Below are 21,980 nucleotides of genomic sequence, written 5' to 3'. Positions count from 1 at the left end.
GCCATCATGACGTGCGGATGGTGTCATCCCCCCTGGGGGGCGGCAGACAGGGTGAGTTCGATGGCATCGTGGCGCCAGTATTCGTCATCACAGTCGATGGCTCGGCCGTTCTGGTCATGATTAATGCGGGAAATGCGCTGGGCGGGACTGCCTCGCACGGCGTTCAGCGCATCGGCGCCGGCGCTGGACAGCACGCAGGTGCCAAGCTCATAGCTGACCCGACCAACCCGAATACCGTACTCGCGCCGGTAAAGCTCGGTCAGCGACTCCCGCGCCAGGTCGAACTCGAGAATCTGTGGAAAACAGCTTGGCAGCAGATGATGCTCGACGTAGAGCACCCGACGCTCGTCCACTAGTCGGGCACGACAGATTCGATAGACCGGCGCGTGTTCGGCAATACCCAAACGCCGAGCGACCACTGCGGGGGCCATGACCTCTTCGGCACTCAGCAGCAGGGTGCGGGCACTGCGCTGCTGGGAGCGCACCATCTCGTGAAACGGTAAACAGGCCAGCAGGTCGTAGCGCAAGCGTGGCGGCGACACAAACCAGCCGCGCCGATTCTCGCGATAGACCCGACCTTCTGCCTCCAGTGCATTGAGCGCTTCGCGCAACGTGATACGCGTTGTCCCGAAGCGGGTCATCAACTCGCGCTCGCTGGGAAGCCGGCGCGCCTTCTCACTTCGAGCCTCAGTCAGCACCGGTTTGAGGCGCTCTTGCAGCGATCGATCCATGCACATACCGATGTGAATTAAGAGAAAAAATGATGCCAGGAAAATGACGCTCATCGATCTACACCTATCCAGCTGGTATAGACCAATTGAGCCATACGCCACAGTCTAGTGACTTCACCATGACATCGTGGTGACACTCCTGGCGTCGTAGTGTCTGCCGAAGGCTTCATCGCCAACCAAGGATTGAGACAAGACTGCCATCACACTGACACGGCGCTGTCATGAAGGCTCCTTAGGGTTAGGCACAACGGAAACTGATCTAGACCAGAAACGCACACCGGTTTCCGTCGCCTTCACGCCCCCTGACCCGGAGACCCTCCCGTGATCGTCACTTCTCTGCGTTACCCGACCCTGACCGCCCTGGCCTGCGTTGGCCTGATGTCCACCGCTGCCCAAGCCAGCTCCGCCGAGCTTGAGTCTCTGATCGAGGCCGCCAAGCAGGAAGGCCGCGTCGACAGCGTCGGCATGCCCGACACCTGGGCCAACTGGAAGGACACCTGGGCTGACCTGGACAGCGTCTACGGCCTGGCACACAGCGACACCGACATGAGTTCCGCCGAGGAAGTCGCCAAGTTCAAAGCTGAGGGTGAGAATGCCACCGCCGACATCGGCGATGTCGGCTTCGCCTTCGGTCCCATCGCCGTGCAGCAGGGCGTGACCCAGCCCTACAAGCCCACCACCTGGGACCAGATCCCTGACTGGGCCAAGGACGAGGATGGTCACTGGATGCTCGGCTACACCGGCACCATCGCCCTGATGATCAACAAGAACCTGGTCGACGAAGACCAGCGTCCGGGCTCCTTCGCTGATCTACGTGAAGGTGACTACTCAGTGTCGGTGGGCGCGGTAGGCCAGGCCTCCCAGGCCAACAATGCGGTGCTGGCCGCCGCTTATGCGGCAGGCGGTGACGAAGGCAACCTGGCGCCGGGACTCGAGCTGTTCGCCGAGCTGGCCGAGCAGGGCCGCCTGTCGCTGGCTGACGTGTCCATCGCCAACCTGGAGAAGGGCGAAGTGGAAGTAGCCCTGCTGTGGGACTTCAACGCCTTGAACTATCGTGACCAGATCGACCGTGACGCCTTCGAGGTGGTGATTCCGTCCGACGCCTCCGTCACTTCAGGCTACGCCACCATCATCAATGTACACGCCCAGCATCCCAATGCGGCCAAGCTGGCCCGTGAATACATCCTGTCCGATGAAGGCCAGTTCAACCTGGCCGAGGGCTACGCTCGCCCGATCCGCGCCGAGCACCTGACCCTGCCCGACGAGATCGCCGCCAAGCTGCTACCCAACGAACAGTACGCCAGCGCCCGCCCGATTCAGGACTTCGCCGCCTGGGAACAGAGCGCCAAGGTGCTGCCGCGCCAGTGGCAGTCGGACGTTTTGATCCACCAGCAGTAATCACGCCACTTACCACCCCCCTGGGCATCGGGCGGCAGCGCCAACCAGCGCTGCTCTCGGTGCCCGCGGTACGAAAGCGTTGCTTGGGCCACCCTGATGGTGGCCAGGAGTCATCATGCAAAACCCTGTCATTCTGGTCGTGCTGGACGGCCTCAATCACGACGTCGGGCGCCATGCCATGGGCCATCTGAGCGCTCTGGTCGAGGCCGGACGCGGCACTACTACCAGCCTCGACTGCGAGCTTCCCGCCATGTCTCGCCCGCTCTACGAGTGCCTGCTGACGGGAGATCGTCCCGTCGACTCCGGCGTCGTGCATAACGCTATCGTGCGCCGCTCACACGGTGTCAGCCTGTTTGACCTGGCTCGCGCCCAGGGGCGCACCACTGCCGCCGCGGCCTATCACTGGGTCAGCGAGCTCTACGTCAAGGCGCCCTTCGACCAGACCCGCGACCGCTATCTCGACGATCCTAACGCGGCCATCCAGCGCGGCATCTTCTATTGGCAGGACCACTACCCGGACGACCACCTGTTCAGCGATGCCGAAGCGCTCAGGCAGAGGCACGCACCTGACTTCCTGCTGGTTCACAGCATGAACATCGATGATAGCGGCCACCGTCACGGCGGCGACTCGCCCCAGTACCGCAATGCCGCGCGTCACGCCGATATCGCCCTGGCCGACTACCTTCCCCGCTGGCTGGCCGATGGTTACCAGGTGATGGTGACCGCCGACCACGGCATGAACGCCGATCGTTCACACTCAGGGTTGCTGGCCGAGGAGCGCCGGGTACCGCTGTGGCTGTTCGGTGACGCCTTTGCCGACCCCGCAGGTCTGCATATCCAACAGACTCACCTGTGCGGCACCCTGGCCAGCGCCATGGGGCTAACCCACGACAAGCCCTTTCACCCGGAGCTGCTTGCGATGACGGCGCAAGCCACGGAACCGGCCCCGGCACCGTCCCGAGAGAGCCTCTCATGACATTGCGCCTGCCGGCCTGGCTGTGGCTACTGCCCTTCGCCATCGTGTTTTGCGCCTTCCAGCTGGCGCCCATGGCCTGGGTCGCCATCAGTGCCTTCAACGTCAATGGCGACTGGGGGCTGGGCCACTTCCAGGAAATCGCCCAGTCCGCGTTCTTTCGCCAGGCCATCTGGAAGAGCCTGACCATCTCGTTGGTATCCAGCGCCATGGGGCTGATCATCGCCACCGTCACCTGTCACGCGCTCATGCGTTCCGGACCGCGACTGCGCCGCGCGATGATCGCCTTCACCAACATGACCTCCAACTTCGCCGGGGTGCCCCTGGCCTTCGCCTTTATCATCCTGCTGGGGGCCAACGGCGTGCTGACGTTGGCACTTCAACAACTCGGCATCATCGAGGACGTGCGCCTCTACTCCACCGGCGGGCTGATCGTCATCTATACCTGGTTCCAGATACCGCTCGGCATCCTGCTGCTGTTTCCGGCCTTTTCAGGCCTCAAGGCCGAGTGGCGTGATGCCGCCCACCTGTTGGGGGCCGGACGCATCGCCTATTGGCAACGGATCGGCCTGCCGGTGCTATGGCCGGCTCTGGCGGGCACCTTCACGGTGCTGTTCGCCAACGCCATGGGCGCCTATGCCACCGTCTATGCGCTGGTCAACACCAGCTACAACCTGATGACGATACGCATCGCCAACCTGGTCGCGGGAGACCTGTTCCTTGAACCCAACCTGGCCAGTGCCCTGGCGCTGGTACTGGTGGTGCTGCTGGTACTGGTCACCCTGGTGCAACAGTGGCTGTTGAGAAGGAGTGCACAGCATGGCTCACGCTGACACCATGCCCGCTCGCCCGACCGCCGCGTCGCTGTCGGCAACCTTTAATCCCTACTCCTGGGTCGTCGGCGGGGTCTTTGCGGTGCTGGCTCTGCCCCTGGTAGCCACACTGGGCTACGCCCTGGCCACACGCTGGGGCGCGACCCTGACGCCAGACGGCCTGACCCTGGCCTGGTTCATCGAGCTGTGGACCACCCCTCGCTTTCTGGCGGCCTTTGCGCGCTCGCTGTTTATCGCCGTGGGGGCTCTGGCGCTATCTCTGGCACTGGTACTGCCGGTCGCCCTGTTGGCCCATACCCGCTATCCGCGACTCGATCGCTGGATGAACACGCTGATCTTGATGCCGTTTGCGGTGCCGCCAGTCGTCTCCTCGGTGGGCTTGCTGCAACTCTACGCCGGTGGGCCGCTGGCGCTGGTAGGAACACCCTGGATCCTGATTCCTACCTACTTCACCATCGTCCTGCCGTTCATGTATCGCGCCATTGCCAACAGCCTGAGGGCGGTGGACGTGCAAAGCCTGATGGACGCCGCGCAGCTGCTCGGCGCTGGCCCCGTGAAGGCGTTTTTTCTGGTGGTTCTGCCCAACCTGAGAGGTGGCGTGCAGATCGCCGTCTTCCTGTCGTTCTCCTTCCTGGTGGGCGAATTCGTGTTTGCCAACATGCTGGTGGGCACCCGCTTCGAGACGCTGCAGGTCTACCTCAACAACATGCGCGGCGCCAGCGGCCACTTCACCAGCGCTCTGGTGATTACCCTGTTCGTCTTCACTCTGATCCTGACCTGGCTGGGCAATCGCCAGGCGGAACACACTATTACGGAGGCCGCACGATGATGGCTGCCACCACTCGCCCCCCCTCGTCAGCGACCACGCCCAAGGCATCACAGGCGGCCTATCGCCAGCAGCCGGCCATCGCGTCAGGCGCCACGGCCGCGAGTGCCTCCCGCCACACCGATCATGCGTCCAGCGGCAACGCGATTTCGCTCAAGGGGCTGGCCAAGCGTTTTGGCGACACCGATGTCTTTGCCAATATCGATGCCGATATCGCCCACGGTGAATTCATCACCCTGCTGGGCCCATCCGGCTGCGGCAAGTCGACCCTGTTGCGGGCGATCGCCGGTCTCACGTCCCTGAATGCGGGCCAAATCCTGGTGGGCGATACCGACATCACTCACCTCCCCCCTCAGCGCCGTGGCGTCGGCATGGTGTTTCAGCACTACGCCCTGTTTCCCAACATGAAGGTGGCCGACAACGTCGCCTTTGGCCTGCGCATGCAGAAGGTACCCAGCGACGAGCGCGCGCGCCGCGTGGAGGAGGTGCTACGCCTGGTCGAGATGCAGGACCAGGCCCACAAGTTCCCTCATCAACTGTCTGGCGGTCAGTGCCAGCGGGTAGCGCTGGCAAGGTCTCTGGTGGTCGAGCCCAGGGTGCTGCTGATGGATGAGCCCCTGTCCGCGCTGGACGCCCGCATTCGCAAGCACCTGCGCGATCAGATCCGGGAAATTCAGACGTCGCTGGGCCTGACGACCCTGTTCGTGACCCATGATCAGGAAGAAGCCATGCTGATGTCCGACCGGGTGTTCCTGATGCACCAGGGACGCATCCTGCAACAGGACAGCGCCGAGGCCATCTATACCCGTCCACGGGATGAGAACGCTGCCGGCTTCATGGGCCACTACTGTCTGCTCGATGCCGTCGAGGCCGCTCCGCTGCTCGGCTACCGCAGCAAGGCTGACCGCGTTGCCCTGCGCCCTGAAGCGCTCTACCTGAGCGTGGCGGGCATGCCCCTGGGCGGCGAGCACCCCGAGCGGGTGGGACCTGGCGTGCACGGGCTAGTGCGTCGACACCGACTGCTCGGTAACATCGTGCGCTACGACATCGACTGTGCCGGCGTCAGCCTGACCGTCGATACCCTCAATCGCTCCGCTCGCACCTTGCTGCCGCAAGGCCAGCAGGTGACGGTCCACGTCGATCTCGACGAGGTTCAGGAGCTGGATACATGAATGACCCGACGAGCCCTTGCCCCATGACCACCGATGCCTGCCGTGTGGCGACATCCGAGACGCCTGATGCGCCCATCACCCTGGCCCTGTTCGACCTGGACGATACGCTGCTCGACGGCGACATCACGCGCCTGTGGAGCCAATGGCTGATCGAGCTTGGCTGGATCGACGACGGCGAGGAATATCATGCCGCCTTTGCCGAGCATATGGCGGCCTACGCCGCTGGCACGCTCGACATGGAAGCCCATCTGGCACTGTTGCTGACGCCCCTGACGGGTCGCCGCGAGGCCGAGGTCAGGGAGCAGGTGGACGCCTTTCTCGCGGCCGAGGTGGTGCCGCGGCTGTTCGCCCAGGGACACGAACGGCTTGCCTGGCACCGCGACCAGGGCCACCGTGTGGTCATTATCTCTGCCTCACCGATCCATGTGGTTGGCCCGGTAGCCGAACGTCTGGGCGCCCACCATGCCCTGGCCACCCGTCTGGAGATCGACGCCGAGGGTCGATACACCGGCCGCGCCCAAGGCATTCGCACCTTCCGTGAAGGCAAGCTTGCCGCTCTGGAAGCCTGGCTCGACGAGCATACGCCAGCCCTCAGCTACGGCTACTCGGATTCACGTAACGACTTGCCGCTGCTGGAGTTTGTCGACCGTCCCTGCGCCATCAACCCGGATCCGACGCTTGACGCCGCCGCACAGGTCCGCGGCTGGCCGGTGCAGTGGTGGCGGCAGCAAGGCTAAGCGTGGACAAGGCCAGGCGTGGAGTCAGCGGGTGGAAGAGGCTAGGCTGTCACCTACCTTTTGACGTGAAACGAGCCCCCTGAATGACATCCTCCGCCACCATCGCCCTGCTGGGCACCGGCATCATGGGCCTGCCCATGGGCCGCCACCTGATTCGTGCAGGCTATGACCTGCGCGCCTGGAACCGCAGCATCGACAAGGCCGCCCCGCTGGGCGAGCTTGGCGCCACCCTGGTCGAGACGCCCGCCGAGGCGGTACAGGGTGCTCAGGCGGTGGTGGTGATGGTGAGCTCAGGCCCGGTGTGCGAGACGCTGCTGTTCGGCGACGAGGGCATCGCCCCTCGACTGGCTCACGGCAGCCTGGTCATCGTGATGTCGACTATCGCTCGCAGCGAAGCGGTCGCCTTGGCAGAGCGCTGTCGCGAGCTTGGCCTCGGCTGGGTCGACGCGCCGGTGTCCGGCGGCGAACGTGGCGCTCAGGAAGGCTCGCTGTCGATCATGGCCGGCGCACTGGACGCCGACTATGAACGGGCGAAGCCGATTCTTCAGGCCATGGGCCACCCTCTTCACATCGGCCCCGTCGGCAGTGGCGCCCTGGCCAAGCTGGTCAACCAGCTGACCGTGGCCAGTACCATCGCCGCCGTCTCCGAGGCTCTGGTGCTGGCAGAGGCCGGCGGCGCCGACCCGGCCAAGGTCCGCCAGGCCATGCTGGGCGGCTTCGCCTACTCGCGTATCCTCGAGCAGCACGGCCAGCGCATGCTGGATGGCGACTTTGCGCCGGGCGGCCCGGCCAAGCACCAGCTCAAGGATACCCACGCCGCCTGCGATGTTGCCCAGGAGCTCGGCCTCGATCTGCCGTTGCTCGCGTTGACCGATCGCCTGTTCAACGACCTGGTCGACGCCGGCGGCGCCGACCTCGACCACAGCGCGCTGCTGCTCGAGATCAAGCGACGCAACGGTATGGATGCCGGTGAACTCGAGCGTTGATGCCAGACGTCAGCGCCGACACTACCGGAACTACAACCTGAGCCCTGGGGCAATGACATCGAGAAACGCCTGGATACGCGCCGACAGGGCGGTGTTGCGGTAGTAGACGGCCTGCACCTGCTCCCGTGGACCACCATGGCGCATCGCCTCGGGTAGCAGGACCTCAAGCTGCCCGCTGGCGATATCATCACCGACCATGAAGTTGGACAGGCAGGCAATGCCCTCTCCGGCGAGGCACAGACGCCGCATCACTTCGCCACTGGAGGTGGACATCGATGGGCTGATCTCGTCATCCATTCCCTCCACCGGCCACCGATTCAAGCTGCTGGGAGCGAGAAATCCGATCAGTTGATGCTGTTCGAGCTCCGTCACCGACGTGGGCCTGCCGGCGCGCGCGAGATAGCCAGGGCTTGCCACCAGGTGCAGGCGCGAGCGCCCCAGCAACCGCGCGTGCAGGGTGGAGTCCGCCAGGGCGCCAATCCGAATGGCCACATCGGCACGCTGTTCCAGCAGGTTGATGATGTCATCGCTGGCAGACAGCTCCAGCTCGATACCGGGATAGCGGCGCCGAAACTCCCCGACCAACGGCACCAGTTGATGCAGCACGAAGGGGCTGGCGGAGTCCACCCGCAGTCGGCCAGCAGGCTCTCCCCGTCGCAGCGCCAGCGACTCCTCTGCCGCGTTCAGGCGCTCTAGTCCTTCGCGTACCTCGGCGACAAAGCGGCTGCCCTCATCCGTCAGCGCCACACTGCGCGTCGTACGGTTCAGCAGGGGCACATCAAGCCGCTGCTCCAGCCGCTGGACCGCTCTCGATATACGTGCCACCGGCACGTCCAGGCGAGTGGAGGCGGCACTGAAACCACCGCTATCCACCACCGCCAGCAATAGCTCCAGGTCCTCCGAGCGAGTCTTCATCAGGCCCCTCCTCGTCCATGTAGGCTCACCCTCCTGTTGACCGCAGCAAACACCGCAGCGACTTTCTCGATAACCACAAAGGTGTTTCTCATATAGGCACGTTTATCGAAAAAGTGTCCTCCGCCAGACTGCACGCCGTCAAGTCGTCCCCCGGCGACGCCATCTCACAGGAGAGAGACGATGCCTATTGCTCTGCTGGCGCTAACGCTTAGCGCCTTTGCCATCGGCACCACCGAGTTCGTGATTGTCGGCCTGGTGCCCACCATTGCTCAGGACCTTGCAGTGAGCCTGCCCTCTGCCGGGCTGCTGGTCAGCCTGTACGCCGTCGGCGTGGCTGTCGGCGCCCCCGTGCTGACGGCACTTACCGGGCGCTTCAACCGCAAGTGGGTGCTGCTCGGCCTGATGACCCTGTTCATTGCCGGCAATCTGCTGGCCTGGCAGGCGCCCAGCTACGGCTCGTTGATCACCGCACGGGTGCTCACCGGCCTGGCCCACGGGGTGTTCTTCTCGATCGGTTCTACCATCGCCACCAGCCTGGTCGCCAAGGACAAGGAGGCCAGTGCCATTGCCATCATGTTTACCGGCCTCACCGTGGCGCTGGTGACAGGGGTACCGCTGGGCACCTGGATCGGCCAGACCTTTGGCTGGCGAGCCACCTTCCTGGTGGTATCGGGACTGGGCCTGATTGCCCTGTTGGGTAGCGCCCTGCTGATCCCCAGCAACCTCAAGCGCGCGGCGCCGGCGACCCTAGGCCAGCAGTTCAAGGTGCTTACCCATCCGCGTCTGCTGCTGGTCTATGCGATCACCATCCTGGGCTACGGCGGCACCTTTACTGCCTTCACCTTTCTCGCACCGATTCTGGAGCAGGCCACCGGTTTCGCTCCCTCCATGGTCAGCCTGATCATGCTGGTCTACGGTGTCTCGGTGGCGTTCGGCAACATTTACGGTGGCAAGCTGGCGGACCAGATGGGGCCGATCCGGGCCTTGACGCTGATCTTCATCGGTTTGGCCGCGGTGCTGCTGGTGCTCAACGTGACCGCTGTCCACCCGCTAGCCGCCGTGCTGACGATTCTGGTCTGGGGCGCCTTTGCCTTCGGCAACGTGCCAGGCTTGCAGGTCTACGTGGTGCAACTGGCAGAGCGCTACGTGCCGGAAGCGGTCGATGTCGCTTCCGGACTCAACATCGCTGCGTTCAACATCGGGATTGCCCTGGGCTCTGTTGTCGGCGGCCAGGTCGTCGAACACCTGGCACTGACAGACACCGCCTGGATCGGCGCGCTGATCGTGGTGGCTGCCCTGGCACTGACCCACCTTTCCGGCCGACTCGACCAGCGTCGTGCAGCACGCCTGGCCAATGCCTGAGCACCGGACAAGCATTTCGTCTGCTAATTTTTCTTCCGCCCCCTTGAACTGACGACGTTGCCACCGCATGTCCAAAGATGAACATTGGCACGACGTTGCGACGGCCAAGGCCGCCGCTCAAGGAACTGCATCCCCGGGATCACGACAGTGCCCGGGGCCGCTCTCGACGACCAAGGAGCCAAGATGTCAACGCTTATCCCTAACCCCGGCCTCGGTACCTTCCGCCTGACGGGCGACACCCTGCGCCACGCAGTGACCACCGCCCTGAAGCTCGGTTACCGTCACCTGGATACGGCTCAGTTCTATGGCAACGAGGCCGAAGTCGGCTCGGCCATCGCAGCAAGCTCGGTTCCGCGCAGCGAGATCTTTCTGACCACCAAGGTGTGGTGGGATCGTCTGGAGCCAGTGGCGCTCAAGGCCAGCGTCGAGGAAAGCCTGTCCAAGCTCGGCACAGACTATGTGGATCTCCTGCTGATCCACTGGCCCTCGCCGGACGATGAAGTGCCGATGCGTGATTACCTGACCGCGCTGAAAGACGTCAAGGATGCAGGCAAGGCCCGCCATATCGGCGTCTCCAACTTCACCAAGGCGCAGATCGACCAGGCGGTGGATATTCTCGGCAAGGGTGAAATTCTGACCAATCAGATCGAGGTTCACCCCTTCCTGCAAAACCGCGAGCTGGTTGCCCACTGCGAAAAACACGGCATCACCCCCACCGCCTTCATGCCGTTGGCAGTCGGCAAGGTGCTCGAGGACGACACGCTGAAGGCCATCGCCGAAAAGCACGATGCCAACCCGGCACAGGTGGCCATCGCCTGGCTGCATCAGCTCGGCATTCCGACCTTCCCCTCCTCCACCAAGGAGAAGAACCTGAAGAGCAACCTGGAGGCGCTCAAGCTGGAGCTGTCCGAGGAAGAGATGGACGCCATTGCCAAGCTCGACCGCGGCGAGCGCGTCGCCAACCCGGACTTCGCGCCCAAGTGGGATCAGTAAGGCGCCGCGGCTCCAGTGGCTGAATAACGCACTGGGCCGCTACCCGCCAAGGGTTGCTGGCCCATCGGTCCCGGCACGGCCTGAGGCAGGAGCGTAACGCCCCAGGTGACGGCGCCACGAGCAGACACCTGCTCGTGGCGCCGTTTTTGCAGGCCTCCGCCTTGCCTCCGCCTTTCCTTTCAGCTCACCTTCTCAGCTCACCTTCTCAGCTCACCTTCTCAGCTCGCCCTCACTGCCCCTTTTTCAGCAGCCTCAAGAAAGCGGATCACGTCGCCCTGAAAGTGGCTCAGATGCCGCTTGATCCGTTCATCCGACCAGTCCCACCACGCCAGACGCTCGAGTCGACCGGCGACGCCAGGGTCGTCGAAGCGTGGGCGCAGCACTCGGGCGGGATTGCCCACCACGATGTGGTAAGCCGGCACGTCCTTGGTCACCACACTGCCCGCGCCCACAATGGCGCCGTTGCCGATGGTGACTCCGGGCAACACGATGGCACCGTGGCCGATCCAGACGTCGTGGCCGATGTTGACGCGGTCCGCTTCGCGCCAGGCAAAGACCTCAGGATCGACGGCCTCGTCGCTGAAGCCAAACTTGCCGGGACGATAGCTGAAGTGGTGCAGGGTAGGCCGCCACCAAGGGTGATTGCTGGGGTTGATGCGCACGCTGGCCGCGATCGAACTGAACTTGCCCACGCGGGTAAACATGACATCGCCATCCCGCTCGATGTAGCTGTAGTCCCCCAGGCTTACGTGGTTGAACACGCAGCGACTGCCCACCTCGGTGAAACGGCCGAGCTGGCTGGCGTGAAGCCGCGCATCATCGGCCACGTTGGGCGCCTCGCTCAGCCGCGTCGAGGCGGGCTGATCCACGGCCCGGGCAGGCGCCGAAGAGGTGTCGGGGGCATGGGATTCAGAGTGCATGTAGTGTTGTCCTCTCAGCAGACCGCATCGAGTCGGTGCCAATCTTCCAGCGTCTCGCCATCTCTGGCAAAACGTACCTTGGGCGGCAACGCTACTGGCTCCGCCAAGCGTTCTGCATCCAGCTCGTGGCTGATGTGGGTGAGATAGGCCCTAGGGGGATCGAGCCGAGTAATGATCTCCAGGGCCTGGGTAATATTGTTGTGGTTGCGCGTCTCGCGCTGGCTCGCCGGGTGGCAGGCATCCAACACCACGATGTCGGGCCCCCATTCCCGCAAGAAGCGCTCGGTGGCACCGGGCAAACCGCAGGTATCGGTCAGGTAGGCCAGCCGCGTGCCGCCGTCATCCAGGCAATACCCCAAGGTGGGCTTGCTGTGATTGAGCGGCACCGGCGTGACCGTCATCCCGTCCAGCCCCAGCGCCTTGAACGGCTTGAGCCCTGGCTGAAAATCGAGAATGCCGCTGTTGCGATAGAGATCCGCGCAGCCGTTGGGATCCTTGGGCCCATACACCGGTATATCGGCGCCGGTCCCCCAGCGCAGATGGAACAGGCCCTGAACGTGGTCGGCGTGATAGTGAGTGATGAAAAACGCCGCCGGGCGCTCCAGTTCACAGCTGTGAGCCAGATCCATACGCCCGGCATCGAGCAGATAGCGCCTGCCATCGACCCTGACCTCGGCACAGCAGGGACCGCGCTGATGGCTCGAGAACACACGTGCCCTGGTGCAGGCACGGCAGTCGCAGCCAAAGCGAGGCACCTGGGCACTGTCGCCGGTGCCGGTGAAGCGAAACTCCATGGTGATCTCCTGACATCAGGGGCTCAGGCAAAGCCGGTATGGTCTCGGGCCGTCGCGGCCAGACCGCGCATCGGGGGCAGCACGCGCAGCGGTCTGCGCTTGCCTCGGTCTGGCAGCCGACAGGCTCAGCGGCACGCCGTATCCACCAGGGCTTCCAGCGCCCCCACGCTGACCGCCAGCGCACCACCGTTATCCAGGCGGGCAACGGTCGGATAGTCACGTTCAAGCTCCGCCTCCACCTCGGCGTGGCGAGCCAGACGCGCCTCGATCTGCTCGAGGCACTCGCGCCCGCGCTTGACGAGGCGCTGTCTCAGCACCTCGCCAGGAGCGGTCACCACCACCGGCAGCAGCTGGTCGCCGAAGCGCTCCCGGGCCTGGCACAGCGCTCGACGACTGCCGTTGAGCAGCACCGTTGCTCCCGACTCGAGCCAGCACTCGACCTCGATGCCCACGCCGTAGTGCAGCCCATGGGCCTGCCAATCCAGGCAGAACAGGCCTCGCCCGCGCCGGGCCAGGAATTCGGCCTCGGACAGCGCCAACGAATCTTCGCCAAGACCACTGGCCCGAGTGATGTAGCGATGGGCCACCAGCAGGTCCGGGCGCTGCTGGCGGAGGGCAACCAGCAGGCTGTCCTTGCCCACGCCACTGGCCCCGATCAGATACACCAGCATCAGTGCACCTGCCTTCCGGCGCTCCACACCCGAGCGACCAGCGGGTGTCCGTCGATCTCGCGTACTCGCAACAGGTCGGCGCGCAGTCCTTGGGCAATGCGCCCACGGTCATCAAGCCCCACCGCCTCGGCAGGGTGCCTACAGGCCGTCGCCACCGCTCGCGGTAGGTCGTAACCACCTTCCATCGCAGCGATGCGAAAGACGGCATCGAGCAGGGCTGCCGGATAGTAGTCTGAAGACAGCACATCCAGCACGCCCATGCGCACCAGCTCAGCGGCGGCAATGTTGCCGGAGTGGGAGCCACCACGCACCACGTTGGGCGCCCCCATCATCACCGCCATCCCATGCCGGTGAGACGCTTCCGCGGCTTCACGGGTGGTGGGGAACTCCGCCACCCGAGTGCCATACTCCAGGCTCTCGGCCACGTGGGCGACGGTGGCATCGTCATGGCTGGCCAGCGCCAGCCCACGCTCACGGCACAGCGATGCGATGGCACGGCGGTGGGAGCTCGAGTAGACGGCACTGTTGGCCAGCTGCTTTTCGATAAAGGCTTCAAGGCTGGCGTCGTCCAGGCCGTACTTGCCCTGGTAGTAGATGCGATAGGCGTCGAGACTGGCGAACTGGCGCTGGCCCGGCGAATGATCCATCAGCGAGACCAGCCCCAGCAGCGGCGAGTCCATGAAGCCTTCAAAGCGCGTCAGGGTGTCCGGGTGACACACCTCACAGCGCAGGTGCAGGCGGTGGTCGACCCTTGCCATGCCATTGTCATTGATCGCCGCCAGCGACCCCACCATCTCGTCCAGAGCCTCGTGGCGCATGCTTTGCTCGTCGACATCACCGATGGATACCGCGTCGAACACCGTGGTGATGCCGCTGGCGGCCATCTGCGCGTCATGGGCCAGCGCCGCCTGACGACCAGGCCAGCTCACCTTGGGCCGGGGCTGAAAGTACTTTTCCATATTGTCGGTATGCAGCTCGATCATGCCGGGCATCACGATATCCCCGTCACAGTCGATCGCCCCGGGAAGCGATACCGGGCCACGCTCGATGGCCTTGATGATGCCATCCTTGATGACGAGACTGCCGCTGATCACCTCGTCGTCCAGCACCAGGCGCGCATTGGTCAGGATCTGATCTTGGCTCATGCAGAAAACTCCCCGTCGTTATCGTCGCGACGCCCAGCGCCACCGACCAGCATGTGACCTTCCAGTTCGAGCAGCCGATCGGCCACCCGCTCGCGGACTTCCTCATCGTGGAAGATGCCCAGCATGGCACTGCCACGGGCCTTGGCCTCCTCGATCAGCGTCACCACCACCTCTCGGTTGGCGGCGTCCAGCGATGCGGTGGGCTCGTCGAGCAGCAGCAACGGATGCTCGGCAATAAAGCCACGGGCAATGTTGACGCGCTGCTGTTCGCCGCCGGAGAAGGTACCTGGCGCCAGCTCCCACAGGCGTTCCGGCAGGTTGAGCCGCGCCAGCATGGCCTCGGCGCGGTGGCGTGCTTCATGCTCGTCGCAGCCCCGCACCAGCAGCGGCTCCATCACCACTTCCCGCGCCGACACGCGGGGCACCACCCGAAGAAACTGGCTGACGTAGCCGATCACATCGCGCCGCAGCAGATGCCACGCATGGGCGGGCAGGCCAGCGAGCTCAAGTTCGCCATCATCGAAGTGCAGGGTCAGGCTGCCGCCACTGATGCGGTAGTTGCCGTTCACCATCTTCAACAGGGTGCTCTTGCCGATACCGCTGCGCCCGGCCAGCACCAGACACTCGCCGGGGGACAGGTCCAGCTCGAGTCCACGCATCACGGGCAGTGCCTGGCCGCCCTGGGCGTGCAGCACAAAGGTCTTGTCGAGCCGTCGGGCAGTAAGAAAGGGGGACGTCATCGTCAACTCCTGAGAAACCATCATGGCGTCAGCACCGAGGACACCAGCAGCTGGGTGTAGGGGTGCTGTGGATCATCGAGGATCTGGTCGGTCAGCCCGGCCTCCACTACCCGGCCCCGACGCATCACCATCAGCCGGTGGGCCAGCAAGCGCGCCACGGCCAGATCGTGAGTCACCAGAATCACCGACAGGCCGAGCTCTCGGGTCAGGGTGCGCAGCATGTCCAGCAAGCGAGCCTGGACCGATACATCGAGCCCTCCTGTGGGCTCATCCATGAATACCAGACGCGGCTGGGTCACCAGGGTGCGCGCGATCTGCAGGCGTTGCTGCATCCCTCCGGAAAAGGTCTGGGGGGCATCGTCGATACGCTCGGGGTCGAGTTCGACCCGGCTCATCCAGTCCTGGCCGGCGGCACGCAGCTCGCCATAGTGGCGCTGGCCCATCGCCATCAAGCGCTCGCCAACGTTGGCGCCAGCAGAGACCCCCAGGCGCAGGCCATCACGCGGGTTCTGGTGAACCAGGCCCCACTCCATGCGCAGCAGTGCCCTTCTGCGGGCCTCGCTGATGGCGTACAGGTCGAGCTCGCCATCGCTGCCCATCTCGCCCGCCACTCCTGCGCAGCCCTGTTCAGCCGGGTGATAGATCACCTGCCCCTGGTCCGGCTTCTCCAGGCCGGACAGCACGCGCAGCAACGTCGACTTGCCCGAGCCGGACTCGCCGACGATCCCCAGCACCTCCCCCTGGTGCAGGGTGAAGTCGATCTCTTCGCAGCCCTTGCCAGGGCCGTAGAGGCGCTGAATACCGCGAGCCTTCAGCAGCGCGGGCCGTTCAAGCTGTGGACGCTTCATGCCATGTCCTCGCGGCGAGTGTTGCAATAGTCAGTGTCAGAGCACACGAACATGCGCCCTCCCTGGTCATCGGTGATGACCTCGTCCAGGTAGCTGTCGGTCGCGCCACAGATGGCGCAGGGCTGCTCCCAGGCCTGGATCTCGAAGGGATGATCCTCGAAGTCGAGGCTCTCCACCCGGGTATGCGGGGGAATCGCATACAAGCGCTTCTCGCGCCCGGCACCGAATAGCATCAGTGCCTCGCTCATGTGCAGCTTGGGGTTGTCGAACTTGGGGATCGGCGAGGGATCCATCACATAGCGGCCATCCACCTTGACCGGATAGGCATAGGTGGTGGCGATATGGCCGTGGTGAGCAATGTCCTCGTACAGCTTGACGTGCATCACCCCGTACTCTTCCAGGGCATGCATGACGCGGGTCTCCTCCTCGCTGGGCTCAATGAAGCGCAGCGGCTCAGGGATAGGCACCTGGAAGATCAGGATCTGGTCCGCCCGCAGGGTCTTCTCGGGAATCCGGTGACGGGTCTGGATGACACTGGCCTCGCCGGTGGCCGTGGTCGTCTCGACGCCGGCTACGCGCTCGAAGAAGGCGCGGATGCTGACCGCATTGGTGGTATCGTCCGCCCCCTGGTCGATCACCTTGAGGGTGTCGTCGGCCCCCAGCACGCTAGCCGTCAGCTGCATGCCACCGGTGCCCCAACCGTAGGGCATCGGCATCTCGCGACCGCCGAAGGGCACCTGGTAACCCGGAATGGCCACGGCCTTGAGCAGTGCCCGCCGAATCATGCGCTTGGTCTGCTCATCCAGATAGGCAAAGTTGTAGCCGCTGGCCTCGCCTTGGGCGGCGTCCGCGATACTGCTGTTGGCGATCATTGGGCGCACTCCTTGGAAGCGGTGGGCGCTATGGCAGTGTCTGCGGCGGTGTCAGCACCGCTCGCCTGCGCGTGCTGGGTGTCGCCTTGGGTGCGCTCCGCGTGTTCGCGGCGCAACCGGCGAATCAGGTCCAGCTCGGATTGGAAGTCGACGTAATGGGGCAGCTTGAGGTGTGACACAAAGCCCGATGCCTCGACGCTGTCGGCGTGGGCCAGCACGAACTCGGCCTGCTGGGCGGGGCTCTGAATCGGCTCACCCAGCTCCTCGGCACGCAGTGCCCGGTCGACCAGTGCCATGGCCATGGTCTTGCGCTCGTTGCGGCCGAAGGCCAGGCCGTAGCCTCGGGTGAACTGCGGGGCGCTGTCGCCATTGCCCGCGAACTGGTTGATCATCTGGCATTCGCTCATGACGATCTCGCCAACGCAGATCGGTGCGTCAAAACCCTCGACCTCGATCTCCACCTCCACCGTCCCCTGGCGAATCTCGCCGGCAAAGGGGTGGTTGCGGCCATACCCCCGCTGAGTGGAGTAGCCCAGCGCCAGCAGATACCCTTCGTCGCCGCGAGCCAGCATCTGCAGGCGTGTCGCACGATCCACCGGAAAGTCGGGGGGATCACGGGTGATGTCATAGGGCTCGCTGCCATCATCCTGCTCCCGCTCGATCAGCCCCTCCTGGTTCAGGCAGTCGAGAATCTGCGGGCAGGCCTCAAGGTCTTGATCCGCCTGTTCCGGTTCTGCCACGTCACGGTCACCACCCGCCAGCAGCATGAAATCCAGCAGGCGGTGGGTGTAGTCATAGGTCGGCCCCAGCACCTGACCACCGGGCACGTCCTTGAAGGTGGCGCTGATGCGCCGTTCGATGCACATGTCGCTGGTATTCACCGGGCGGGTCTCGGCCAGTCGCGGCAGCGTGGTGCGGTAGGCACGCAGCAGAAATACGGCTTCCACGGTGTCACCACTGGCCTGCTTGAAGGCCAGCGCTGCAAGCTCCGGGTCGTACAACGAGGCCTCGGCCATGATGCGATCCACCGCGAGACCCAGCTGGTCCTGAACCTGAGCCACGTCCAGCTCGGCCTGCTGACGGTCACCCCGGCGGCGATCTGCCATCCAGCGATGGGCATTGGCGATGGCCTTCTCGCCTCCTTTGACGGCAACGTACATCAGGCAATCTCCTCACGTGCAGATGACAACTCAGGCTGCTCCAGTCCAGGGCCGCTAAGGCGGGTGCTACGGGCAATGGCGGTAAGCTGCGTGCCACAGGTGATAAAGGCATCCAGGCCTCGCGGGAAACGACCACGATTGGCGTGCAGCACGCGCATCAGTGGGCGTACCTGATCGGGATCCCCCAGTCCCAGGCAACGCTCGCCGGGCACACCTGGCCCACAAAGCTGCCAGTCACCTTGGCTCTCGATGGTCTCGACCATCACGATCAGCGTAGTGCTGCGATCCGGCCAGGCATCGGAGCCCAAGGCAAATTCCTCGACCTGGGTGAGCGTCGTCGGCGTCACCAGCGCAAAGTCAGCGTTGGCCGGGTCCGGTGTGACCCGGGCGCCGGTATGAAAGGCCAGGGCTGCCGCGAGGCCTGCCCCGGAAAGCGTGGCATCGATCCAGACTCGGGTTTCCAGATCACACAGGGACAGCAGCGTCCCCCAGGCGGCCGGCGAAATCGCTGCTCCCGGCGGCAGCGACGGCAACGCCATGCTGGTCAAGGTGCCCGGCTCCGACATGCACCCCAGCAAGCGCCGAAAGCGCTGCTGGGCGTCGTGCACAGCATCGGACAGGCCTGGCCAGTCATGTGGTCTAACGCTTTCCTCGCGTGGTGCTGTCATGTTCATTCGCCCCTTACCATGGTGAAGAAGTCGACGCGCGTGGCCGCAGACTGGCGCGACGCCTGTTCGCGTTGCTGTGATAGTTCTTGCGCCAGCGGCGCCATCAGTTCGCTGTCGATGCGCCGGGCCCAGTGGTCGTGTCGCGCACAGGCATCGACCAGCGCGATCAGTTCAGCATGGGCCTTGTCTCGGCCGCGGACCCAGCCATGTCCCAGCGAGCCGTCGTCCAGGGCCACGCTGGCTCTGGTCAATGTCATCTCACCCAGGTTGAAGGCGGAGCCACTGCCGCCCATGCGCCCGCGTACCATGGCCATGCCGGTTTCTGGTCCGCGCACACAGCGATGTCTCGCCTGGATTCCCAGTGACTGCCAGCCTTGGGCAAGACGTTCGAAGGGCGTCAACGCCAGCAGGCGGTGACGTTGCATTGGGGTCATGGTCGACGTCATGAGAGAGCCTCGTCGTCTTGAAACTGCGGACGTTCGTCCGTCGGAAAGTCGAAGTGGTAGGCAACACGATCGGCGCGAGCGCGACTGACGGAGATTTCGACCAGCCGCCCCTCCTCGTCGACGTTGTCACTGGTCAGCACCATCAGTGGAGCCTGCCGCGGGCAGCGCAGCAGCCGACTGTCGGCGTCATCGGCCTGGACGGCTTCCAGCCGCACCCTTGAGCGGCTCAGCCGCAGCCCATAGTGTTGATCCAGCAGTGCCCGGGTAGAGCCACCGCGATAGCGGTCTTGCCAACCGGGTACCCGTCGCGGGTCGAACCAGTGGCGCAAGCGCAGCAGCGGCGCTTCATCCACGTAGCGCACCGTGTCGACACACAGCAGGCTGTCCCCCGGGGCGCAGCCGAAGCGCTGTGCAATGGCTTCCGGGGGCACCACCATCGCCTGGGTCAGGCAGCAGGTCTCGGTCGCCAGGCCCAGCTCAGCCAGGTTGTGCGTCACTTTGCTGGCGGCATTCACCGCATAGTCCAGGCGGCGATCCACCACCTGGGTGCCACGCCCCTGATGGCGTGTCACCATTCCAGCAGCCACCAGTTCGTCCAGCGCCCGACGCACGGTGTGACGGTTGACGCCGAAGCGTCGTGCCAGTGCCGCTTCGCTGGGCAGCAGGTCGCCGGCGCGATAGCTCCCGCGCACTTCCCTGGACAACACATCGGCAAGCATGCGGTAGCGCGGCAGCCCTGCGGCTTCGGCAACTTGTCTAGACATCTTCACTCCAAAAAAAGAAGGCGATGTAGCACAGCCGTGTGGAGCTGATGGTGGTCGTGGCGCAAGCTGCCACGACCGCGATCAGATAAAGCGTTTACGCACCAGCTGTGACGCCATGTCCAGGGAGGTCACGGCGACGATGATGACCAGCATGATGGTGGCGGTTTCGGCATACTGAAATCCGCGCATGGTTTCCCACAGCGCCACGCCGATGCCACCGCCGCCTACCATCCCGAGCACCGTGGCCGAACGAATGTTGGACTCGAAGCGATACAGGCTGACCGAGATCCACAGCGGCAATACCTGCGGGATCAGGCCAAAGATAATCTCCTCGATACGCCCGGCACCGGTCACCCGTATGCCCTCCATCGGGCCCGCTTCAGCGGCTTCCACCGCCTCGGAGAACAGCTTGGCGAGAACGCCGGTGGTGTGCACGAACAGCGCCAGGGTGCCGGCAAAGGGCCCCAGCCCTACGGCCACCACAAACAGCATGGCAAATACCAGCTCGTTGATGGCACGGGTGGCATCCATCAGTCGGCGCACCGGCTGGTATACCCACCAGGGCACCAGGTTCTCGGAGCACAAGAGGCTCGCCGGAATCGCCACCAGAATGGCCAGCAGGGTGCCCCATACCGCGATCTGAATCGTCACCAGCATCTGATCAATGTAGTGGTCCAGGTTGCCCAGCGCAGGCGGGAAGAAGTCGCCGGCCAACGTTGCCATGTTGCTGGCATTGGTAAACAGCAGGCTGGGCTGCATCTCGACGCCCTGCCAGGACCAGGCCAATACCGCCAGGCCCAGACCCCATAGCGCCAACGTGGTCCAGCTGCGCTTGGGCGGCATGCTGATACCGGATAATTGGGTTTGAGTGCTCATGCGCTCTCCACAGAGGGCTTAAGTCATGCGCTGTCACGAACGGCGCTGAAACCGAGGCCGGGCCGCCGATAGACGGCCCGGCGAACCATCAACCTGCGTTGGCGGCGGCGTCTTCGGGCATTGCCTCGGCCGCCTGGATGGCCTTCATGCGCGTATCAAGGTCATCGAGTTGGCCATCGATCTCGGCCAGACGGGCCTCGCGGTCCCCTTCACTCAGGCTGTCATCCTTGGCCACTTCAGAACGCTCCTTGAACAGGGCCAACTGACGGATCGGCAGCAGCTGATCATTGCTGGAAGCGACGAATTCGGCCCATTGCAGCGGCTCGAGGATGGCCTGCTCGTCGGCATCGTCGCCATAGCTCATGAAGAACTCACGCAGGGTGTCCTTGGTGGCCTCATCCAGATCGCTACGCCACACCAGCGGATCGGACGGGATCAGCGGCGACTTCCAGATCACCCGCAGCTGCTCGGCCTTGTCGGGCGCCGTCACTTCCAGACGCTGCATGCCTTCAGTGTTGAAGGTGGCCACGTCGACCTGCTTGTTGGCCACGGCCAGTGCGTTGGTCTCATGACTGGAATTGAGCGTGCGCTTGAAGGCGGTAGCGGCGTCGACGCCATTCTTGGCAAAGACGTAGTAGCCCGGTACCAGGAAGCCGGAGGTGGAATTGGGATCACCGTTGCCGAACACCAGATCGGAGGCATTGGACAGCACGTCGTCGACGTCATGCAGGTCGCTATCCTGGTGGGCGATCATCAAGCTCCAGTAGCCGGGGGAGCCGTCCGCGGCCACGGTCTGGGCGAAGATCTCGCCTCCTGCACGGTCCACCGCCTCCATGGCCGCCTTGTTGCCGTACCAGGCCAGGTCAATCTGGCCAAATCGCATGGCCTGGATCACCGCAGCGTAGTCAGTGGCGAAGAACGGCTCGACCTCCATCCCTACCTGCTCGGACATGTCCTCGAGGAAGGGGTCCCACAGCGGTGCCAGGTTCTGGCTCGCTTCGGTGGAGATAATGCCGAACTTGAGGGTATCGGCGGCCGCCAGCTGAGTGACGGCAGCAAGACCAAGACCTGCCATCAGCGGCAGCGAAAGGCGGCGAACATTAGCAAAAAGCATGGGTATCTCCTGGGGGGTGCAGGGGGTGTTCTAGAT

Annotated in this window: 24 protein-coding genes; 9 read left to right on the top strand and 15 right to left on the bottom strand. The window is 64.3% G+C overall.

The window, feature by feature from the left end; translation table 11 throughout:
• Positions 1-23: 23 nt before the first annotated feature.
• Entirely contained in the window at positions 24-731 is a 708-nt protein-coding gene (locus tag KUW18_RS17510) for a UTRA domain-containing protein (RefSeq protein WP_261396764.1), read from the bottom strand.
• Between the two features lie 321 nt (positions 732-1,052).
• Here KUW18_RS17510 and KUW18_RS17505 point away from each other — a divergent pair, with 321 nt between their 5' ends.
• From KUW18_RS17505 to KUW18_RS17475, 7 genes are all read left to right on the top strand, one after another.
• On the top strand, positions 1,053-2,129 hold the full coding sequence (locus KUW18_RS17505; protein ID WP_315900526.1) for an ABC transporter substrate-binding protein: 1,077 nt from the start codon (positions 1,053-1,055) through the stop codon (positions 2,127-2,129).
• 115 nt (positions 2,130-2,244) lie between these two features.
• The gene (locus KUW18_RS17500; protein ID WP_222561994.1) at positions 2,245-3,105 is read left to right on the top strand and encodes an alkaline phosphatase family protein; all 861 of its coding nucleotides are present in this window, start codon (positions 2,245-2,247) and stop codon (positions 3,103-3,105) included.
• Positions 3,102-3,935, top strand: a complete 834-nt coding sequence (locus tag KUW18_RS17495) for an ABC transporter permease (protein ID WP_206944080.1) — start codon at positions 3,102-3,104, stop codon at positions 3,933-3,935. The genes KUW18_RS17500 and KUW18_RS17495 overlap by 4 nt, the downstream gene beginning before the upstream one ends.
• Entirely contained in the window at positions 3,922-4,764 is an 843-nt protein-coding gene (locus KUW18_RS17490) for an ABC transporter permease subunit (protein WP_222483823.1), read from the top strand. Before KUW18_RS17495 ends, KUW18_RS17490 begins: the two co-directional genes overlap by 14 nt.
• Entirely contained in the window at positions 4,761-5,933 is a 1,173-nt protein-coding gene (locus KUW18_RS17485) for an ABC transporter ATP-binding protein (protein ID WP_261396763.1), read from the top strand. The genes KUW18_RS17490 and KUW18_RS17485 overlap by 4 nt, the downstream gene beginning before the upstream one ends.
• Entirely contained in the window at positions 5,930-6,670 is a 741-nt protein-coding gene (locus KUW18_RS17480) for an HAD family hydrolase (protein ID WP_261396762.1), read from the top strand. Before KUW18_RS17485 ends, KUW18_RS17480 begins: the two co-directional genes overlap by 4 nt.
• An 83-nt stretch (positions 6,671-6,753) precedes the next feature.
• Complete coding sequence (locus KUW18_RS17475) at positions 6,754-7,656, top strand: NAD(P)-dependent oxidoreductase (protein ID WP_222561993.1); 903 nt, start codon at positions 6,754-6,756, stop codon at positions 7,654-7,656.
• Between the two features lie 30 nt (positions 7,657-7,686).
• Here the strand turns inward: KUW18_RS17475 and KUW18_RS17470 are convergent, their stop codons facing one another.
• Positions 7,687-8,571, bottom strand: a complete 885-nt coding sequence (locus KUW18_RS17470) for a LysR family transcriptional regulator (RefSeq protein WP_206944100.1) — start codon at positions 8,569-8,571, stop codon at positions 7,687-7,689.
• Positions 8,572-8,751: 180 nt separating this feature from the next.
• Between KUW18_RS17470 and KUW18_RS17465 the strand changes: the two genes are divergently transcribed.
• Together KUW18_RS17465 and dkgB are read left to right on the top strand one after the other, a co-directional pair.
• Positions 8,752-9,933, top strand: coding sequence for an MFS transporter (locus tag KUW18_RS17465; protein WP_222485221.1), 1,182 nt, complete (start codon positions 8,752-8,754; stop codon positions 9,931-9,933).
• Between the two features lie 183 nt (positions 9,934-10,116).
• On the top strand, positions 10,117-10,926 hold the full coding sequence (gene dkgB / locus KUW18_RS17460) for a 2,5-didehydrogluconate reductase DkgB (protein ID WP_222164114.1): 810 nt from the start codon (positions 10,117-10,119) through the stop codon (positions 10,924-10,926).
• A gap of 218 nt (positions 10,927-11,144) precedes the next feature.
• On the opposite strand, the gene KUW18_RS17455 is transcribed toward dkgB, so the two are convergent.
• The 13 genes from KUW18_RS17455 to phnD form a co-directional block, all read right to left on the bottom strand.
• Positions 11,145-11,846 (bottom strand): DapH/DapD/GlmU-related protein, encoded by a 702-nt coding sequence (locus tag KUW18_RS17455; RefSeq protein WP_222561992.1) that lies wholly within the window; start codon positions 11,844-11,846, stop codon positions 11,145-11,147.
• Between the two features lie 14 nt (positions 11,847-11,860).
• Entirely contained in the window at positions 11,861-12,640 is a 780-nt protein-coding gene (gene phnP / locus KUW18_RS17450; RefSeq protein ID WP_222164116.1) for a phosphonate metabolism protein PhnP, read from the bottom strand.
• Positions 12,641-12,765: 125 nt separating this feature from the next.
• The gene (gene phnN, locus KUW18_RS17445) at positions 12,766-13,311 is read right to left on the bottom strand and encodes a ribose 1,5-bisphosphokinase (RefSeq protein WP_222561991.1); all 546 of its coding nucleotides are present in this window, start codon (positions 13,309-13,311) and stop codon (positions 12,766-12,768) included.
• Positions 13,311-14,456, bottom strand: coding sequence for an alpha-D-ribose 1-methylphosphonate 5-triphosphate diphosphatase (locus KUW18_RS17440; RefSeq protein WP_206944112.1), 1,146 nt, complete (start codon positions 14,454-14,456; stop codon positions 13,311-13,313). Before KUW18_RS17440 ends, phnN begins: the two co-directional genes overlap by 1 nt.
• A complete protein-coding gene (gene phnL, locus KUW18_RS17435; RefSeq protein ID WP_222561990.1) occupies positions 14,453-15,196 on the bottom strand; it encodes a phosphonate C-P lyase system protein PhnL in 744 nt (247 codons plus the stop codon). Before phnL ends, KUW18_RS17440 begins: the two co-directional genes overlap by 4 nt.
• Positions 15,197-15,216: 20 nt before the next feature.
• Positions 15,217-16,044, bottom strand: coding sequence for a phosphonate C-P lyase system protein PhnK (gene phnK / locus KUW18_RS17430; protein ID WP_222239084.1), 828 nt, complete (start codon positions 16,042-16,044; stop codon positions 15,217-15,219).
• Positions 16,041-16,916 (bottom strand): alpha-D-ribose 1-methylphosphonate 5-phosphate C-P-lyase PhnJ, encoded by an 876-nt coding sequence (locus tag KUW18_RS17425; RefSeq protein ID WP_206944120.1) that lies wholly within the window; start codon positions 16,914-16,916, stop codon positions 16,041-16,043. Before KUW18_RS17425 ends, phnK begins: the two co-directional genes overlap by 4 nt.
• A complete protein-coding gene (locus KUW18_RS17420) occupies positions 16,913-18,076 on the bottom strand; it encodes a carbon-phosphorus lyase complex subunit PhnI (RefSeq protein ID WP_222561989.1) in 1,164 nt (387 codons plus the stop codon). The genes KUW18_RS17425 and KUW18_RS17420 overlap by 4 nt, the downstream gene beginning before the upstream one ends.
• Positions 18,076-18,744 carry a phosphonate C-P lyase system protein PhnH gene (gene phnH / locus KUW18_RS17415; RefSeq protein ID WP_222561988.1) on the bottom strand — a complete coding sequence of 223 codons (669 nt, stop codon included), beginning with the start codon at positions 18,742-18,744 and terminating at the stop codon, positions 18,076-18,078. Before phnH ends, KUW18_RS17420 begins: the two co-directional genes overlap by 1 nt.
• A 2-nt stretch (positions 18,745-18,746) precedes the next feature.
• A complete protein-coding gene (gene phnG, locus KUW18_RS17410) occupies positions 18,747-19,178 on the bottom strand; it encodes a phosphonate C-P lyase system protein PhnG (protein ID WP_206944126.1) in 432 nt (143 codons plus the stop codon).
• Positions 19,179-19,186: 8 nt separating this feature from the next.
• On the bottom strand, positions 19,187-19,954 hold the full coding sequence (gene phnF / locus KUW18_RS17405; protein WP_206944128.1) for a phosphonate metabolism transcriptional regulator PhnF: 768 nt from the start codon (positions 19,952-19,954) through the stop codon (positions 19,187-19,189).
• An 81-nt stretch (positions 19,955-20,035) separates the two neighbouring features.
• Complete coding sequence (gene phnE, locus KUW18_RS17400) at positions 20,036-20,830, bottom strand: phosphonate ABC transporter, permease protein PhnE (protein ID WP_206944130.1); 795 nt, start codon at positions 20,828-20,830, stop codon at positions 20,036-20,038.
• A gap of 88 nt (positions 20,831-20,918) precedes the next feature.
• Complete coding sequence (gene phnD / locus KUW18_RS17395) at positions 20,919-21,944, bottom strand: phosphonate ABC transporter substrate-binding protein (protein WP_206944132.1); 1,026 nt, start codon at positions 21,942-21,944, stop codon at positions 20,919-20,921.
• Between the last annotated feature and the right edge of the window lie 36 nt (positions 21,945-21,980).

The organism is Halomonas sp. DP5Y7-2 (assembly GCF_019802025.1).
GTDB classification, from domain to species: Bacteria; Pseudomonadota; Gammaproteobacteria; order Pseudomonadales; family Halomonadaceae; genus Halomonas; species Halomonas litopenaei_A.
This window is presented reverse-complemented; position numbering and strand designations above follow the sequence as displayed.

Excerpts from the sequence above, each read along its gene's own strand:
- phnF (WP_206944128.1), bottom strand. The coding sequence starts at position 19,954 with ATGTCTAGACAAGTTGCCGAAGCCGCAGGGCTGCCGCGCTACCGCATG.
- KUW18_RS17490 (WP_222483823.1), top strand. The coding sequence starts at position 3,922 with ATGGCTCACGCTGACACCATGCCCGCTCGCCCGACCGCCGCGTCGCTG.
- phnL (WP_222561990.1), bottom strand. The coding sequence starts at position 15,196 with ATGACGTCCCCCTTTCTTACTGCCCGACGGCTCGACAAGACCTTTGTG.
- phnE (WP_206944130.1), bottom strand. The coding sequence starts at position 20,830 with ATGAGCACTCAAACCCAATTATCCGGTATCAGCATGCCGCCCAAGCGC.
- KUW18_RS17495 (WP_206944080.1), top strand. The coding sequence starts at position 3,102 with ATGACATTGCGCCTGCCGGCCTGGCTGTGGCTACTGCCCTTCGCCATC.
- dkgB (WP_222164114.1), top strand. The coding sequence starts at position 10,117 with ATGTCAACGCTTATCCCTAACCCCGGCCTCGGTACCTTCCGCCTGACG.
- phnP (WP_222164116.1), bottom strand. The coding sequence starts at position 12,640 with ATGGAGTTTCGCTTCACCGGCACCGGCGACAGTGCCCAGGTGCCTCGC.
- phnN (WP_222561991.1), bottom strand. The coding sequence starts at position 13,311 with ATGCTGGTGTATCTGATCGGGGCCAGTGGCGTGGGCAAGGACAGCCTG.
- KUW18_RS17510 (WP_261396764.1), bottom strand. The coding sequence starts at position 731 with ATGGATCGATCGCTGCAAGAGCGCCTCAAACCGGTGCTGACTGAGGCT.
- KUW18_RS17455 (WP_222561992.1), bottom strand. The coding sequence starts at position 11,846 with ATGCACTCTGAATCCCATGCCCCCGACACCTCTTCGGCGCCTGCCCGG.
- KUW18_RS17470 (WP_206944100.1), bottom strand. The coding sequence starts at position 8,571 with ATGAAGACTCGCTCGGAGGACCTGGAGCTATTGCTGGCGGTGGTGGAT.
- phnK (WP_222239084.1), bottom strand. The coding sequence starts at position 16,044 with ATGAAGCGTCCACAGCTTGAACGGCCCGCGCTGCTGAAGGCTCGCGGT.
- KUW18_RS17440 (WP_206944112.1), bottom strand. The coding sequence starts at position 14,456 with ATGAGCCAAGATCAGATCCTGACCAATGCGCGCCTGGTGCTGGACGAC.
- KUW18_RS17420 (WP_222561989.1), bottom strand. The coding sequence starts at position 18,076 with ATGTACGTTGCCGTCAAAGGAGGCGAGAAGGCCATCGCCAATGCCCAT.
- KUW18_RS17500 (WP_222561994.1), top strand. The coding sequence starts at position 2,245 with ATGCAAAACCCTGTCATTCTGGTCGTGCTGGACGGCCTCAATCACGAC.
- KUW18_RS17480 (WP_261396762.1), top strand. The coding sequence starts at position 5,930 with ATGAATGACCCGACGAGCCCTTGCCCCATGACCACCGATGCCTGCCGT.
- phnG (WP_206944126.1), bottom strand. The coding sequence starts at position 19,178 with ATGACCCCAATGCAACGTCACCGCCTGCTGGCGTTGACGCCCTTCGAA.
- KUW18_RS17425 (WP_206944120.1), bottom strand. The coding sequence starts at position 16,916 with ATGATCGCCAACAGCAGTATCGCGGACGCCGCCCAAGGCGAGGCCAGC.
- phnH (WP_222561988.1), bottom strand. The coding sequence starts at position 18,744 with ATGACAGCACCACGCGAGGAAAGCGTTAGACCACATGACTGGCCAGGC.
- KUW18_RS17485 (WP_261396763.1), top strand. The coding sequence starts at position 4,761 with ATGATGGCTGCCACCACTCGCCCCCCCTCGTCAGCGACCACGCCCAAG.
- KUW18_RS17465 (WP_222485221.1), top strand. The coding sequence starts at position 8,752 with ATGCCTATTGCTCTGCTGGCGCTAACGCTTAGCGCCTTTGCCATCGGC.
- KUW18_RS17475 (WP_222561993.1), top strand. The coding sequence starts at position 6,754 with ATGACATCCTCCGCCACCATCGCCCTGCTGGGCACCGGCATCATGGGC.
- phnD (WP_206944132.1), bottom strand. The coding sequence starts at position 21,944 with ATGCTTTTTGCTAATGTTCGCCGCCTTTCGCTGCCGCTGATGGCAGGT.